The organism is Aurantiacibacter sp. MUD61, from assembly GCF_027912455.1.
GTDB lineage: Bacteria > Pseudomonadota > Alphaproteobacteria > Sphingomonadales > Sphingomonadaceae > Alteraurantiacibacter.
Window position 1 is genome coordinate 1,936,519 of the sequence record NZ_CP115446.1, and the last position, 13,940, is coordinate 1,950,458.

At 60.9% G+C, this 13,940-nt stretch carries 14 protein-coding genes and 1 other RNA gene; 7 read left to right on the top strand and 8 right to left on the bottom strand.

The features are described from left to right. Positions 1-73: 73 nt before the first annotated feature. Positions 74-418, top strand: a transfer-messenger RNA (tmRNA) gene (gene ssrA, locus O2N64_RS09245). A 283-nt stretch (positions 419-701) separates the two neighbouring features. On the opposite strand, the gene O2N64_RS09250 is transcribed toward ssrA, so the two are convergent. The 4 genes from O2N64_RS09250 to O2N64_RS09265 form a co-directional block, all read right to left on the bottom strand. After that, positions 702-944, bottom strand: a complete 243-nt coding sequence (locus O2N64_RS09250; protein ID WP_271077322.1) for a hypothetical protein — start codon at positions 942-944, stop codon at positions 702-704. Between the two features lie 118 nt (positions 945-1,062). After that, complete coding sequence (locus O2N64_RS09255) at positions 1,063-2,316, bottom strand: N-succinylarginine dihydrolase (protein WP_271077323.1); 1,254 nt, start codon at positions 2,314-2,316, stop codon at positions 1,063-1,065. Then, on the bottom strand, positions 2,313-3,326 hold the full coding sequence (locus O2N64_RS09260) for an arginine N-succinyltransferase (protein WP_271077324.1): 1,014 nt from the start codon (positions 3,324-3,326) through the stop codon (positions 2,313-2,315). Before O2N64_RS09260 ends, O2N64_RS09255 begins: the two co-directional genes overlap by 4 nt. Next, positions 3,323-4,534 (bottom strand): hydrolase, encoded by a 1,212-nt coding sequence (locus O2N64_RS09265; protein WP_271077325.1) that lies wholly within the window; start codon positions 4,532-4,534, stop codon positions 3,323-3,325. The genes O2N64_RS09260 and O2N64_RS09265 overlap by 4 nt, the downstream gene beginning before the upstream one ends. Before the next feature lie 172 nt (positions 4,535-4,706). On the opposite strand from O2N64_RS09265, the gene O2N64_RS09270 reads away from it, so the two are divergent. Beyond that, positions 4,707-5,135, top strand: coding sequence for a PilZ domain-containing protein (locus tag O2N64_RS09270; RefSeq protein WP_271077326.1), 429 nt, complete (start codon positions 4,707-4,709; stop codon positions 5,133-5,135). Here the strand turns inward: O2N64_RS09270 and rsmA are convergent. From rsmA to O2N64_RS09290, 4 genes are all read right to left on the bottom strand, one after another. Further along, complete coding sequence (rsmA, locus tag O2N64_RS09275; RefSeq protein ID WP_271077327.1) at positions 5,120-5,950, bottom strand: 16S rRNA (adenine(1518)-N(6)/adenine(1519)-N(6))-dimethyltransferase RsmA; 831 nt, start codon at positions 5,948-5,950, stop codon at positions 5,120-5,122. The two genes, O2N64_RS09270 and rsmA, sit on opposite strands and share 16 nt — an antisense overlap. Continuing rightward, positions 5,943-6,827, bottom strand: a complete 885-nt coding sequence (pdxA, locus tag O2N64_RS09280) for a 4-hydroxythreonine-4-phosphate dehydrogenase PdxA (RefSeq protein WP_271077328.1) — start codon at positions 6,825-6,827, stop codon at positions 5,943-5,945. Before pdxA ends, rsmA begins: the two co-directional genes overlap by 8 nt. A 4-nt stretch (positions 6,828-6,831) precedes the next feature. Continuing rightward, positions 6,832-8,136: a peptidylprolyl isomerase gene (locus O2N64_RS09285; protein ID WP_271077329.1), complete on the bottom strand. Its 1,305-nt coding sequence runs from the start codon at positions 8,134-8,136 to the stop codon at positions 6,832-6,834. Between the two features lie 211 nt (positions 8,137-8,347). After that, positions 8,348-10,621: an LPS-assembly protein LptD gene (locus O2N64_RS09290; RefSeq protein WP_442866729.1), complete on the bottom strand. Its 2,274-nt coding sequence runs from the start codon at positions 10,619-10,621 to the stop codon at positions 8,348-8,350. Between the two features lie 98 nt (positions 10,622-10,719). Here O2N64_RS09290 and O2N64_RS09295 point away from each other — a divergent pair, with 98 nt between their 5' ends. From O2N64_RS09295 to ndk, 5 genes are all read left to right on the top strand, one after another. Further along, positions 10,720-12,183 (top strand): leucyl aminopeptidase, encoded by a 1,464-nt coding sequence (locus O2N64_RS09295; RefSeq protein WP_271077331.1) that lies wholly within the window; start codon positions 10,720-10,722, stop codon positions 12,181-12,183. Positions 12,184-12,223: 40 nt separating this feature from the next. Then, positions 12,224-12,385, top strand: a complete 162-nt coding sequence (locus O2N64_RS09300) for a DUF2256 domain-containing protein (RefSeq protein ID WP_271077332.1) — start codon at positions 12,224-12,226, stop codon at positions 12,383-12,385. A 21-nt stretch (positions 12,386-12,406) separates the two neighbouring features. Continuing rightward, positions 12,407-12,847, top strand: a complete 441-nt coding sequence (locus tag O2N64_RS09305) for a DNA polymerase III subunit chi (RefSeq protein ID WP_271077333.1) — start codon at positions 12,407-12,409, stop codon at positions 12,845-12,847. A 91-nt stretch (positions 12,848-12,938) separates the two neighbouring features. Continuing rightward, positions 12,939-13,430, top strand: a complete 492-nt coding sequence (locus O2N64_RS09310; RefSeq protein WP_271077334.1) for a hypothetical protein — start codon at positions 12,939-12,941, stop codon at positions 13,428-13,430. An 86-nt stretch (positions 13,431-13,516) separates the two neighbouring features. Next, a complete protein-coding gene (ndk, locus tag O2N64_RS09315; protein ID WP_271077335.1) occupies positions 13,517-13,939 on the top strand; it encodes a nucleoside-diphosphate kinase in 423 nt (140 codons plus the stop codon). Position 13,940: the final 1 nt, after the last annotated feature.

A 13,940-nucleotide genomic window follows, 5' to 3' on the forward strand; every position in this document is an offset into this window, starting at 1 on the left:
CACCCCGCTGCGACTAGGCAGCAAGCTGCCAAGTCTCGCTCCCCTCCCGTAAACGGGAGGGGTTTTTACACATACACTTCACATTAAGCGGGCAGGGCCTATATAGGTCCTGCCCGTTTTTAATGGGATATGGCGATAAATTGCGCCGTGTAATAGGTACAGCGGACCCGGGGGCAGTACCCGGCGGCTCCACCAAAATTCGCGGATTTCCGCGGATCCTGATGGGGCCGAACCAGGATCGACGTGTGCTGAAAGACGGTGTTTTTGCCCGGGCTGAAAACCCCGTAAAACTGTTCAAAACCTATAAGTGCCAACGATAACGAAGCACTCGCTATTGCAGCGTAATCTGACGTCCTAACGGACTGATCTTACAAAGCTAAAGCGCGGTTGGACCCACCGGGCAACAGAAGCGGATTCCGGGGCCCCGGGGAGAGGCTAGCAACAGAATCTCCCCATCTTATTTTGACGTACGTGCGGCCTTGGTTTGGCCCTAGCGGTCCTCTCCCCGGAGAGGACAAATTTGCGGGTAGCTAGCAACAGAAACCCCCACTCAATTCACCACAGGACGAAGTCATTGCGGCCTGCAAATGCACGTTCGCTGCGCTTCCGGTGCTCACGGCCCCTAAGGCCGCTGCGCTCCGGTTCTCGCGCTCGCACATTCTCGGCTCGATCTGGCTTCGCCCTGAGGCGAATTGTTTAAGTCAGCTGGGAGTTTCGGCAGCCTCTCGCTCGGCCTTTTCGTATTTCAGGCAATCGAGGATTTTGGCGCCGGCCAGAAACACCGCGCCAGTGCAGGCGAGGAAGAGCAGCTTGCCGCCCCAACCGGGATACTGGTCCAGATAGGCAACGCCGCGGCTGGTGGCGCCAAGGGCAAGCGCGTAAATGATCAGATACGCTTCCCAGCGCGTCTTGATCACGAACAATCTGCCTAGCTTGCGAAACATGTGCTGCCTTTCGTTAACACGTCACATAGCAAACGCCGTGCCAAGCGCGGTGTTCCGCCGTTTCCGATGGTTAAGGCAGGGGCGGTTGTAAAGCAGGCCGACAGGCTTGCAGCTACACTCAGATAAGCTCTGAAAGTTCCAATGCTTCCAGCAGTTTGGCGCGCGCTGTACAGACTGTCTCGGCAAGGGACGGATCGCCGATCTGATCAGTGTCGATCGTCTCGGGCCAATACTTGCCGATGATCGATTCAATTAGGCCTGCCTTGTCGGCATCGAGCATGAAGCGCTGGTCCACCATTGCGGGATCAGCGACGACGCGCAGGCGCAGGCAGGCGGGGCCGCCGCCATTGGCCATGCTCTGGCGCACATCGACAACTTTCACGTGGCGGATCGGGCCATTGGCTTCGAGCATCGACTGCAGCCAGCTCCACACTGCGCCGTTCTCGCGGCATTCCTCCGGCACCACCAGGGTCATTTCACCATTGGGCGGGCTGAGAAGCTGCGCATTGAAAAGGTATGAGCTGACGGCATCGGCGAGACTCACCGCGCTGGCAGGCACTTCCACCACCTGCGCGCCGGGGCACTTGGCGCGGATCGCATCATAGGTGCCTGCCGGGTCGGCGAAGGCCTGTTCATGGGTGAACAGCACGTTCTCGTTCGCGACCGCGACCACGTCATTGTGAAACGCGCCTGCCTCGATTGCTTCGGGGGCCTGCTCGACGAACAGCGTGTGGTCGGGATCGAGCCCGTGGCTGCGCGCGATGATGCGGCTCGCCTGCTCGTGCTGGCGAGCAGGGAAGCGGCCACCGGTGCGGCCAAAGACGAAGACTTCGAGGCCCTTTTCGCCGTGCGATGGCGTCAAGCGCATGTGGTTGGCTGCGCCCTCATCACCGAAGGTCGGCGGCACAGCTGTGTGGACCGCGAAGTGATCCCGATCGGCGAAAGCGACCTCAAGCTGGCGAAGCGTATCGGGCCATTCGTGGCTGCGATGCGGCATGGTGACGAGGTTCGCGACAGTGAGGTGGCACTTGCCGTCCGCCGTATCACTCGCCGGGCTGACACTGGCGGCATTGGCGGTCCACATGCTGCTGGCGGACCATGCACCGGCCACAAGCACGGGATTGGTATCCTCATCCGCCGCCAGAGCGTCCAGCCAGCCGGTATCGGGGCGCGGCAGAGGCAGGAAAAAGCCCTGCGCCAGTCCCATCGCCATATTGTGGCGCATCTTGGCCACGCCCTGCAAAGCCGCCGCGCGGGGATAGGACGTTTCGCCCGCATTTTTCGTCGCCGCCAGATTGCCGAGGCTCAAGCCGGCATAATTGTGGCTGGGGCCGACGATGCCGTCGAAATTGATTTCCTGAACCGTGCTCATCGAGGAATGCTCCAGACAACATCGCCTTCGCCGACGCGAAGCAATTCGGCGGCCTGCGCGTCAATCGCTACGCCGTCACCGCGTAGCTCGCGCGCGCCGTAGCAGCAGCGGAAATCGGCGAAGCGACCGGTTGCGATCAGGGCCTTTTCGCCCTTTTCTAGTGCTACGCTTTCCACCTCACCGTGATGCGCATTGGCGATCGCGCCCACCTTGTCCGTTTCGGCGAGCATGGTCGGGCCGCCATCGAAAATATCGACATAGCCCTGGTAGGAGAAACCTTCGTTCTCCAGCATGCGCATGGCGGCGCGGCCACTGGGGTGGGGCAGGCCGATGACGCTGCGGGCATCCTCATCCAGCATGGCGATGTAGACGGGGTGCTTGGGCATCAGGTCGGCGATGAACTGGTTTCCGTGGATGGCATTGAATTCGTCCGCCTGCTGGAAGCTCATGCCAAAGAATTTGCCGCCGATCGCATCCCAGAATGGCGAGCCGCCGCGCTCATCGATGATGCCGCGCAGCTCTGCCAGGATGCGATCGCCGAAGCGTTCACGATGACCGGCAATGAAAAGGTATCGGCTGCGCGCCAGCAACATGCCGAGCCCACCCGCGCGCTCGCCGGGATGCAGGAACAGGCCGCCCACTTCGCTGCATCCGCCAAGATCGTTGGTGAGGCTCAGCATCTCTGCTTTGACCGTGCGCTCCAGTTCCTGCGAATGCTGGGTGAGGGTGGTGATGCGGTAGGAGTAGAAGGGCCATTCCTGCCCCACTGCCGTGAACACCTGGCATGTGCCGCGCACTGCGCCGGTCTCTGTGTTTTCGAGGACAAGGACGAATGTCTCCGCCTCGATCTCGTCACCTTCGCGGGCGAAGGCTTCATCGGAACGCTCCAGCTTGCCGGTCAGCGAATTGCGATCGGGTGGCAGATTGGTGAAGCCGCCACCGGTCAGCTTTGCCATTTCATACAGCGGTTGCAGGTCTTTCGCGCGCGCTGCACGCATGACGAAACTCATAGGGATGCTCCGGTGGCGAGGCGGTGGAGGACGATTGCCGATAGCTGCGCGCGCTCGGTGAGCGAAGGCACAATCATGAACTCATCGGGCGAGTGGATCTTGCCGCCGCGCACGCCCATCGTATCGACAACAGGCACATGGTTCGCGGCAATGTTGTTACCGTCGCAAACGCCGCCAGAGGATTGCCAGCCGATCTTTTGACCCAGCGCGGCGCCCGTATCTTTCACGAGGTCGAACAGTTTCTGCGCGCGTTTATCGACAGGCTTTGGCGGGCGTGAAATGCCGCCGTGTAGGTGGATCGAGACTTCATGCTCACGCTCAAGATCGGCAAGCATGGCTTTCAGATCATGGGTGAATTTTTCTGCGGCCTCGGTCGCCTTGGGCCGTATGTTGAAACGCAAAACCGCATGGTCGGGCACGACATTGTTCGCTGCGCCGCCATCGATCTTGGCGGGATTGATCGGCAAATCCGCATGCTGCATCGCCTTGAGGCGCAGCGCGCAATCGGCGGCTGCAACGATCGCGTTGCGACCATCCTCCGGATTGCGACCGGCATGGGCGGAGCGACCGGTGAAGGTCACGGAGAAATTCCCGCTACCACCGCGCGCATGGGCGAGCGTGCCATCGGGCAGGGCGGACGGCTCGTAAGTGAGCGCTGCATATTTGCCGCGCGCCAGCTGGTCGATGAGTGCTGCGGAGGATAGCGAACCGGTCTCCTCATCAGCATTGATCATCACATCATAGCCGATGGACTGCGCCGCCTCGCTGGTTTCGAGTGCCGTGAGCGCCTCCAAAATGATCGCGAGGCCGGCTTTCATATCGGCGGTGCCCGGACCGTTCAGAATGTCATCGTCGAGCCATGTCAGCGTCTGAAAGGGGTGATCTGATGGGAAGACCGTGTCCATATGGCCTGTCAGCAGGAAGCGCTTCTCCGCCTCCGGCCGGACGGAGCAGACGAGGTGCTGGCCATGCGGCTTTTCCACCTCTCGCCCGTCGCCATCGATCACGCCGACGCTGGCCGGATTACGCAGCGTCACTTCGCCCGGAAGCGAGGAAAACGCGTCTGCAAGCATGGCTGCGACTTTGGCGAGGCCCTCCAGGTTGGACGTCCCGGAATTCACCTCTGCCCAGCGCATGGTGTTGTCCAGCATACGCTGTTGATCGATGCCGGCGATCAGTTCTGTCTCTGCGGGGGTAAGTTGTTTCATCTGTAACTTGCCATAGCTTTCGCGGGCGCGCTGTCAAACGCGGTCGATTGTGCCCGAATGAGTTATCGCATGCTGGCCGTGAAGTCATGCCTAACGGCGGGCGAGCACGCTTAACCGGTACATAAGACATTCCCGCTAATAGATCGTGGTGGAATAATATCGGAGTTCGCAAATGCTAGCCGGTGGTGAGCAGTCTCGGGTCGAGACACGCCATACTGCCATGTTGCAGGCCAAGATGCGTGACCAGCGCAGCACCAGGCCTGTGCGCGTTGGCGATATTTCCCCCAAGGGCATGCTCGTGGTGAGCGACCATCCGCCGTCGCGTGGCGATTTCGTCGATATTACCATCGGCGGACATCATCTGGCCGGACAGGTTCGCTGGGTGCAGGGGCGCCGCTTCGGCATCCGCACGCGCGAGCGCATCGATGTGCAGGCGGTACTATCCGGCAAGCCAGCGAAATCACGCATCAAGGGCAAAAAGATCGAGCCCAAGAACGATCCGGACAACTGGCCGCTGAACAAGCTTATCGCTGCCTACGGTTTGCTGGGCGTGACCGCCTTTGCGTCAGCCTATCTGCTGGTGACCTATTTCGTGCTCTGATCGAGCCAGCGGGCGATTGCGACAAATTCATCGACGCTGACGGTTTCTGCCCGACGGGTTGAGTCGATTTGCAGCTCCTCAAGCGCCTCAAGACCGCCGTGTAGGCCTTTCAGGCTTTGTCGCAGCATCTTGCGTCTTTGACCGAACGCAGCCTCCGTCACCCGCGCCAACGTACTGACGCTGACGCCTTCGGGCACAGTATCGGGTTCGACATGGACGATTGCGCTCATCACTTTGGGCGGCGGGGTAAAGGCACTCCGGTGCACTTTCATTGCCAGCTTTGCGCGCGATCGCCACTGCGCCAGCACGGCAAGGCGGCCATATTCACCGCTGCCCGGCTTGGCGACGATACGCTTGGCGACTTCCTGCTGGAACATCAGCGTCAGGCTCTGCCACTGCGGCGGCCATTGCTCCGATGAGAGCCAGTTTGTGAACAGCAGCGTGCCAACATTGTAGGGGAGATTGGCGACGACGGCGAAAGGCTCGCCCATCAGCTGCGCGTGATCCACTTTCAGCGCGTCATCCTCGATGACGGTAAGCTGGCCGGGAAAAGCTTCTTGAAGTTCCGCCAAAGCCGGCAGACAGCGGCTGTCCCGCTCGATCGCCGTCACGCGGGCCCCCGCACGCAGCAGGGCGCGCGTCAGGCCTCCGGGGCCCGGGCCGATTTCGAGCACGGCCTTGTCCTGCAAATCCCCCGGGATCGCGGCGATGCGATCCAGCAATTGTTCGTCGAACAGGAAGTTCTGGCCCAGCGCTTTTGAGGCCGAAAGCCCGTGCGCCTTGATGACTTCGCGCAGCGGCGGAAGATCAGTCATTGGCGCGTCGCTCTGCAATTTCACCCGCCATGCGGATGGCGGCGATCATCGCATCGGGACGGGCGATGCCTTTCCCTGCGATGTCGAACGCCGTGCCGTGGTCGGGCGAAGTGCGGACGATCGGCAGACCCAGCGTCACGTTGACGCCCTCATCGAAGTCGAGCGCCTTGAGCGGTACGAGCGCCTGATCATGATACATGGCGATAGCCACATCGTAACTTCCGCGCTTATGCGGGGCGAAGAGCGTATCGGCAGGGTGCGGGCCACTGGCATCAATGCCTTCGCCGCGAAGCTGGGCGATAGCTGGGGCGATCATGTCGATCTCCTCGCGCCCCATGCGTCCGTCCTCACCCGCATGCGGATTGAGACCGGCAATCGCGATGCGCGGCGTTTCGATACCGAAATCGGTATGCATGGCGCGCGCGACGATGCGGGTGCGTTCGACGATCAATTCCTGCGAGAGCAGGCCGGGGACATCGGCAATGGCGCAATGGACCGTCATCGGCACGGTGCGCAAAGAAGGCCCGGCGAGCATCATTACCGAAGCGTCGCGCGGCAGGTCGCAGGCATCGGCGAAGAATTCTGTCTGCCCGATGAAGTCGGGCTGCAGCGCGGCGATGGCGGATTTTGCGATGGGACCTGTGACTAACCCGCTGCATTCGCCGCTTTGCACAAGCCGTGTGGCCTCTTGCAATGCATCGAGAGCGATACGCGCCGTATGAGCAGTAGGACTGCCCGCGTGGCAATCTGCGTCCGACTCACCGATCACGCGGAAAGGCGGCAGGCCCAAAGCCTCGGCCCGCTCAGCCGCCGCTACGACAATCTCCGGCCCGACGCCCGCCGGATCGCCAATGGTGACGGCAAGCGGGCGGGGCATGGGATCAGTTATAGTCGATCACGGCATCGCGGCGCAGGTCGCGCAGGTAACGCTGGGCGCGGCGATTGATACGCTCATCTTCCAGCTGCGCCATGATCTGATCGACCGACGGACCGCTGGTATCAGTGGGGTCGTCTCGGCCGCAAAGCATCAGGACGCGAATGCCTTCCTGCAGATCACCGAAGGGCGGTGTCGTCTCACCGACATTGAGCTGCAGCAGCACGTTCTGCAAAGCCTCAGGCAGGGCGCGCACGGCGATCTCGTCATTATTGACGGTAGATGCGCCAACAGCAGCGGCGCGCGCATCGGCGTCTCCGCAACCATTCATGCCGTCCACCGCTTCAACGAAGGCAGCTGCCTGCGTTTCGGCCTGCTCTGGCGAGGTGTTGGGACCAAAGGTGTAGGAAATCTGCTTCAGGCTGAGCACAGCGTCACGCGGATCGGGCATGCCGATCTGGCGCTGATCGATCAGCAGGAGGATCGAATAGCCGCCCGGGATTTCCAGCGGACCGACCAGCTGGCCGGGCGTCATCTGCGCAACAGCCGCTTCAAGCGTGGGCTGCTGCAATTGCTCGAGCCGCAGCCAGCCAAGGTCGCCGCCCTGAATGGCACTCGTCGCTTCGGAGAATTGGCGGGCATAGGCGATAAAGCTGCCACCATCGCGCAATTGCTCGACGATCTGGTTGGCATTTGCCATCACCTGCGCGCGGTTTGCCGGAGAGGCGGCGAGATAGATTTCGCCAACGCGATACTCGGTCGTGCCGCGCGATGCTTCAAGCCGTTCCCACAGCTCGGTCACTTCGCCTTCTGACACGTTCACGAACGGGCGGACATTACGCTGCAACAGGCGATCCCAGGCGAGCTCGCCTGCAATCTGGCGTTTGATGGTGCGCGGGGAGGAGCCGATCGAATAAAGATATTCGTCCATCTGTTGCACGCTCATGCCGCGCGCTTCGACGGCGTAGCGTTCGTAGCTCTGATCGACATCGGCCTGCGTCACTTCCATGTCGAGATTGGCCGCTTCCTGCACTTTCAGCGTCTCATCGATGAGGTTGCGCAGCACCTGAAGGCGCAGTGCGGGCATCTGCTCGGCAGGAATTTCGCCTTCCTGTGCGGCGACGAACAGCGCAACGCGGTGATCCACATCGGTGCCGGTAATGATATTGCCGTTCACGCGTGCAGTGGCGCGGCGCTCATTAGGGTTGGAGCGCTCGACGATGAAGGAAATATCCTCGGGCAGGTTGAAAGCATCGCTGCCCTGCGTTGCGACCTGCGCCTGCGCGGTGCCTCCGAGCAGGGGGAGGGCCATCGCCATAGCGGCGGCGCTGGACACGAAAGTCTTCAAGGTTCTGTTTGCGAACGAAATCACGTTGATTGTTTTCCTGTTTGCGGCGCCAATAGGAGCGCCGCTTTATGCAGCGCCCAATGACAATTGCTGGCTTAACCCTAGCTGAGCCGGATCGCGTAGCCAAGTGTAGCGGTAGAGCCAAATCCTGCGGGGCGCAGGTAGTGGATAGACGTCAGAACCCGAGATTGCGAAGATTGAAGAAGATGCGGAAGCTGCTGCCGCTCTGCGCGTCTGCGAGCTGGATATAATCGCGCCGCCATGTGAAGCCGAATTCGAGGCATTCGTCGGCATAGGCGATGCCCAGCCGCGTGCGCAGGGGCTCGAATCCGTCTGCGGTGAAGCTGGGGTCTTCCTCCCGGTCGGTGAGGTTGACGACGGCTGATCCGAAAACCGACCAGTGATCGGCGAAAGCGACGCGGCCCGCAGCGCGCAGTTCTTCGCGATCCTGCAAGTCCTCGAACGACAGGTCGATATCACGGTCGAGCCGCAGATAGCCGAGCTCGAGATAAGTCGCATCGGAGCCAATTGTCGCGTCGATTTCGTTGCGCCGGACTGCCAAACTGTCTTTGTCGAGGCGGAAGCGGTGCGTGAACTTTACGAAGTCTCGGAAGCGGACTTGCGTGCGGCCGACGAAATCGGACCATTGTTCATTGAGGCCAGTGCCATCGGGGAAAAGCGTCGGTTCGTCCGTCAGCCTGTATGACTGGCCGAAAGTGGTTTCGATCCGCCAGCCGGGGAAATTGGCCTGCCAGTCGAAGCCATAGGTGAGGCGGACGCCATCCTCCACGCGGTCGTAACCGGGAAAGCGATTGAGCGCGAAAAGGTTGGAATCTTCCAGATCGATCGCCCGCGCATCCTCATTCGGGATGTCCATATTGCGAATGTCCGGGGCGGCAACGAGTTGCACGCGCGGGGTGAGGATTTGCGTTCCGCCGAGGAATTCGCCTGCAAAAGGCCACGTCACATCGACAGCGGCAATCGCGATCCCGCGCGCCTGCCAGCCGCCTTCCCCGCGATAGCTGGGCGTGATGGTGAGGAAATTGTCGTCCGAATGATAGACATCGCCGCGCACGAGGCCGGTCAGCGTAATCTCCTGCCCCATGGGCGTGAGCGTGCGGTAATCCCATTGCGCCCGGGCGAACGCGCGCTGCGTATCCTGACCCTCCGCGCGCGTAATCGCGAGCGTATTTGCCTGCAATTCCACATTGCCGCCGAGGATCGGATCTTCCAGCCGATAGCGCGCATCCACGAGAGGCAGAGCCAGCGGGACCTGACCCTGATCCGTGCTGACGAGCAGCGCCTGTGTCGCCCAACCGGCGATCGAGACATAGGAATTGTCGTCAATCCGCTCGAGCTGGACCGTCGAACGCAGGCGGTCTTCGCGGCTGATGTCATAACGGCGCAGGAACGTACGGTCGCTGGCAAGCCGGATCGATCCGCTCGCGGTCCAGTTCTCATCCAGCTGAAAGCGGCCATTGGTCTCGATATAGCCGCGAATATCCTCTTCGCTGGTGGCGACGTTCGAATTGAGCGGGATGCGCGTGCCGTATGTACCGTAGGCCGTGACCTGAAAAGCGCCCCCGTCCGTCAGGTGGCGGTATTCGGCGGACACCATCGGGGCGGCCTCCGTGAAGACGTATCCCGTTAGCGTCAGATCGCGGTTGTCGGCGAGGCGCCAGTAATAGCTTCCCGAAAGCTCGATCCCGTTGGATGCGGTGATCCCGATATTGGGAACGAAAAATCCGCTTTCGGCGCTGCCATCCGCGCGCAGCGTCAGTCCCGGAAGCGGCAGGATGCGCGCGCCGAACAATTCGAGATAGGCATCGGAGAAGCGAATCCGCTCTGTCTCGCTGTCATACCACACGCGCTCTGCTGTGATACGCCAGCTCGGGTTCTGCGCGCAGCCCTCTGCATTGGTGACAGGGCATGCAGAATAGACCGCGCGCTGCAGCTCGATATTGCCTTCCACATCGCGCGTCGCTTGCTCGGCTGCGAGCCTCGCACCTTGCCGGAAAGCGAACAGCAGATTGGTCATCGCGCCCGCTTCCAGCTCGTCTGTCAGTTCGAGACTGTCGGTGAAAAGCTGGTTGCCGTCTTCATCGACGAAGCGGACGTCGCCCGTCGCCATGATCTGGCCTGTCAGGCGATTCCACGTGACGGCATCGGCGCGCACCGACTGATCGCCCGATCGCAGCAGCACATTGCCCGATGCGGTGACAGTGTCGGTATCCTGATCGTAATTCAGCTCGTCGGCTTCGAAGCCGATCTGGCGCTGGCCATCCTCGTTGAATTCAGGGACGAAATCGGGATCGGGAGCGGAAGCCGGGACAGCCTCATCCTGCGCAAATGCCATGGGCGCTGCGCACAGCAATGCATTGACGGCTAGGCCGGTGGCGAAGAATCGGCGCAAGGAGACGCTCGGCAGGGAAGATGGGCCAGGGACCATGGCTTGCCTATCGCACCGAGCGCCCCTAACTGCAACGCCAGCTTTGCAAGGCGCGCTGCCTTGCCATTTTGCACCGATACAGATTCTTGGGAGCCCTTATGAAAATCCATTTCAGCGACAGCCTGACCGCCGATAGTCCGCGCCTTGTTGCCCGCATTGTTGACCAGGACAAGCTGCCGCAGGACCTGCCCGATAATTTCGTGGAAGCCGCAGAAGCATCGCGCTTCACCGGCAAGACCGGGCAGACTTTCGAGGGTTTCTACAAGAAGGACGGCAAGCTGGTGCGGCTGGCTCTGGCAGGGGCTGGCAAGAAAGGCGACGACAAGCGCAACCACGCTCTGGAAAAAGCGGGTGCGGCACTGGCGGCTAAATATTCGACGAGCGGCGAGAGCGCGATTGCGCTGGATTTCGGAGCGAGCGACCTTTCCGCAGAAGACATCGTCGCGGTGATCACGGGCATCAAGCTGCGCAATTGGCGGTGGGACGAATATCGCACCAAGCTGCGCGATGAGCAGAAGAAAACGCTGAAGGAAATTGCCGTGATCGGCGCGCCGGATGGCGCCGAGTCTTTATGGCAAGAGGCAGAGGGCATTGCGAACGGTGTCGACTTCACCCGTGAACTCGTCGCTGAACCTGCCAACACCATTTATCCGGCAAGTTTCGTCGAACGCTGCCGGGAACGCTTCGAAGGCACCGGCGCCGAAATTCAGGTGCTGGGCGAAGAGGAAATGGAAAAGCTCGGCATGCACATGCTGCTGGGCGTCGGGCAGGGTTCGCGCAAGGAAAGCAAGCTGCTGGTCATCAAATGGATGGGCGGCAAAGACGGCGATGCCCCGATTGCTTTCGTGGGCAAGGGCGTGACCTTCGATACGGGCGGCATTTCGATCAAGCCGGGCCCGAACATGGGCGATATGAAATTCGACATGGGCGGCGCTGGCGCGGTTGCTGGCGCGATGCTCGCGCTTTCGCTGCGCAAGGCCAAGGCGAATGTGATTGGTGTGTGCGGACTTGTTGAGAACATGCCCGATGGCAATGCCCAGCGCCCGGGCGACGTCGTCAAATCTATGAGCGGCCAGACGGTCGAAATCCTCAACACCGACGCCGAAGGACGGCTGGTGCTGGGCGATGCGCTGACCTGGACCCAGCGCGAATTTTCGCCGTCGCGGATTGTCGATCTCGCCACTCTGACGGGTGCGATGATCATCGCGCTCGGCAATGAGCATGGCGGCCTGTTCTCGAACAACGATAGCCTTGCCGATGATCTGCTCGCGGCGGGGAAAAGCTCGGGCGACAAGCTCTGGCGGCTCCCGATCGGCCCGGAGTACGACAAGCTCATCAACAGCCCGATCGCCGATATGCAGAATATCGGCCCGCGCGGCGCTGGCTCAATCACGGCAGCACAATTCCTCGGCCGCTTTATCGAAAATGACACGCCATGGGCGCATCTCGACATTGCTGGCATGGTGTGGGCCGACAAGCCGGGTGCGACGTGGGACAAGGGCGCAACGGGCTACGGCGTGCGCCTGCTCGACAATTTCGTCCGCGCGACGGTGGAGGGGTAATAGCCTTGGCCTCAAGTAGCGAAGCGATAGGCCGCTAAATATGGGCCGCATGCGCAAGAAATCGGATCTGCCCAGCAAGATCTGCGAGACATGCGGCCTACCGTTTTCGTGGCGCAAGAAGTGGGAGCGGGATTGGGATAACGTCCGCTATTGTTCCGAACGCTGCCGGCGCAACAAGGGGAATCCCGATGGCCTCAAGTAGCGAAGCGATAGGCCGAACGAAATGAAAGTGGACTTCTACCTCCTCTCGTCCGACCCGGCACCCGCAGCCACCGCGTTGCTGGCCCGCAAAGTGCGCGAGCAGGACGAGCGCCTCCTGATCGTCGCCGATGATCTGGAATTGCTGGAGACGATTTCACAAGCGCTCTGGACCGCCGCTCCGGAACACTTTCTCGCCAATGGTATAGCCGGCGATGAACATGACGCGCGTCAGCCGATCCTGTTGTCGAATGAGGTCGAGCCCACGAACGGTGCCAAATTCCTCCTCATCGCTGATGGGCAGTGGCGCGAGCCGGAAGGCGAATTTGGCCGCCTCTTTTTCCTGTTCGATGACAGCACAATTGATGCTGCACGTCGCAACTGGAAAGCGCTCGAAAGTCGTGAAGACATGGAACGGCAATTCTGGAAACAGGATGATCGCGGGCGCTGGACGCAAGCGGGCTGAAATTCGCAGAGGGGGGCGCGCCGCATCTCTGACCCTCTTGTCTTTGTCACTCTTTATGCGATGCTCTCGCTATCCAGAGGGGAGACAAAACATGCGTCTGATATTGGCTTCAGCAGCAATCGCCATGCTCGCAGCTTGCGGATCGAGTGAGAACGGCACGATCGAAGGCGAAGATGGCACCGCCGCGTACAATGTCGATAACGATGGCGACGGCGCGGAAATCCGCTTCACTGATAATGATGGTAACGAGACCGTCGTCGAAACCGGGAGCAATTCAGAGGTAGACCTGCCTGCCGGTTTTACGATCTATCCCGGTGCAGAAGTCGTTTCCAACACGTCGGTCAGTGGCGAGCAGGGAGATGGCACGATGATCATCATGACGAGTTCCGCATCGCGTGATGATCTTGTGGCCTTCTATCGCGAGCAGGCCGAAGGTGCTGGCATCGACATCAACATGAGCATGGAAAGCGGCGACATGAACATGATCGGCGGGGAGGGCGATGGCAGCATGTTCTTCAGTTTCACCGCCAGCACGAGCGATGGTGAGACAAGCGGCATGCTGACAGTCGGCCGCCAGCCATAACCTCTCTTCAGGCTTGCCCAAACCCGGCAGTGCCGCTAGGGGCGCGCGCAATATTCATTCCCTGACTATTGCGAAGGAAATCCCCCATGGCGGTCACCCACACGTTCTCGATCATCAAGCCCGATGCCACCAAGCGCAACCTCACCGGCGCTGTCACCAAGATGCTGGAAGATGCCGGCCTGCGTGTCGTCGCGTCCAAGCGTATCCACATGAGCCGCGAGCAGGCAGAAGGCTTTTACGCCGTGCACAAAGATCGCCCCTTCTTCGGCGAACTCGTCGATTTCATGATGAGCGAGCCGGTCGTCGTGCAGGTTCTCGAAGGTGAAGACGCCGTGAAGCGCAACCGCGACATCATGGGCGCCACCAACCCGGCAGAAGCCGACGCTGGCACCATCCGCAAGGAATACGCGCTGTCGATCGGTGAAAACACCGTCCACGGTTCGGACAGCGAAGAAAACGCCAAGATCGAAATCGACTACTTCTTCAACGAAGACGAAATCGTAGGCTAAA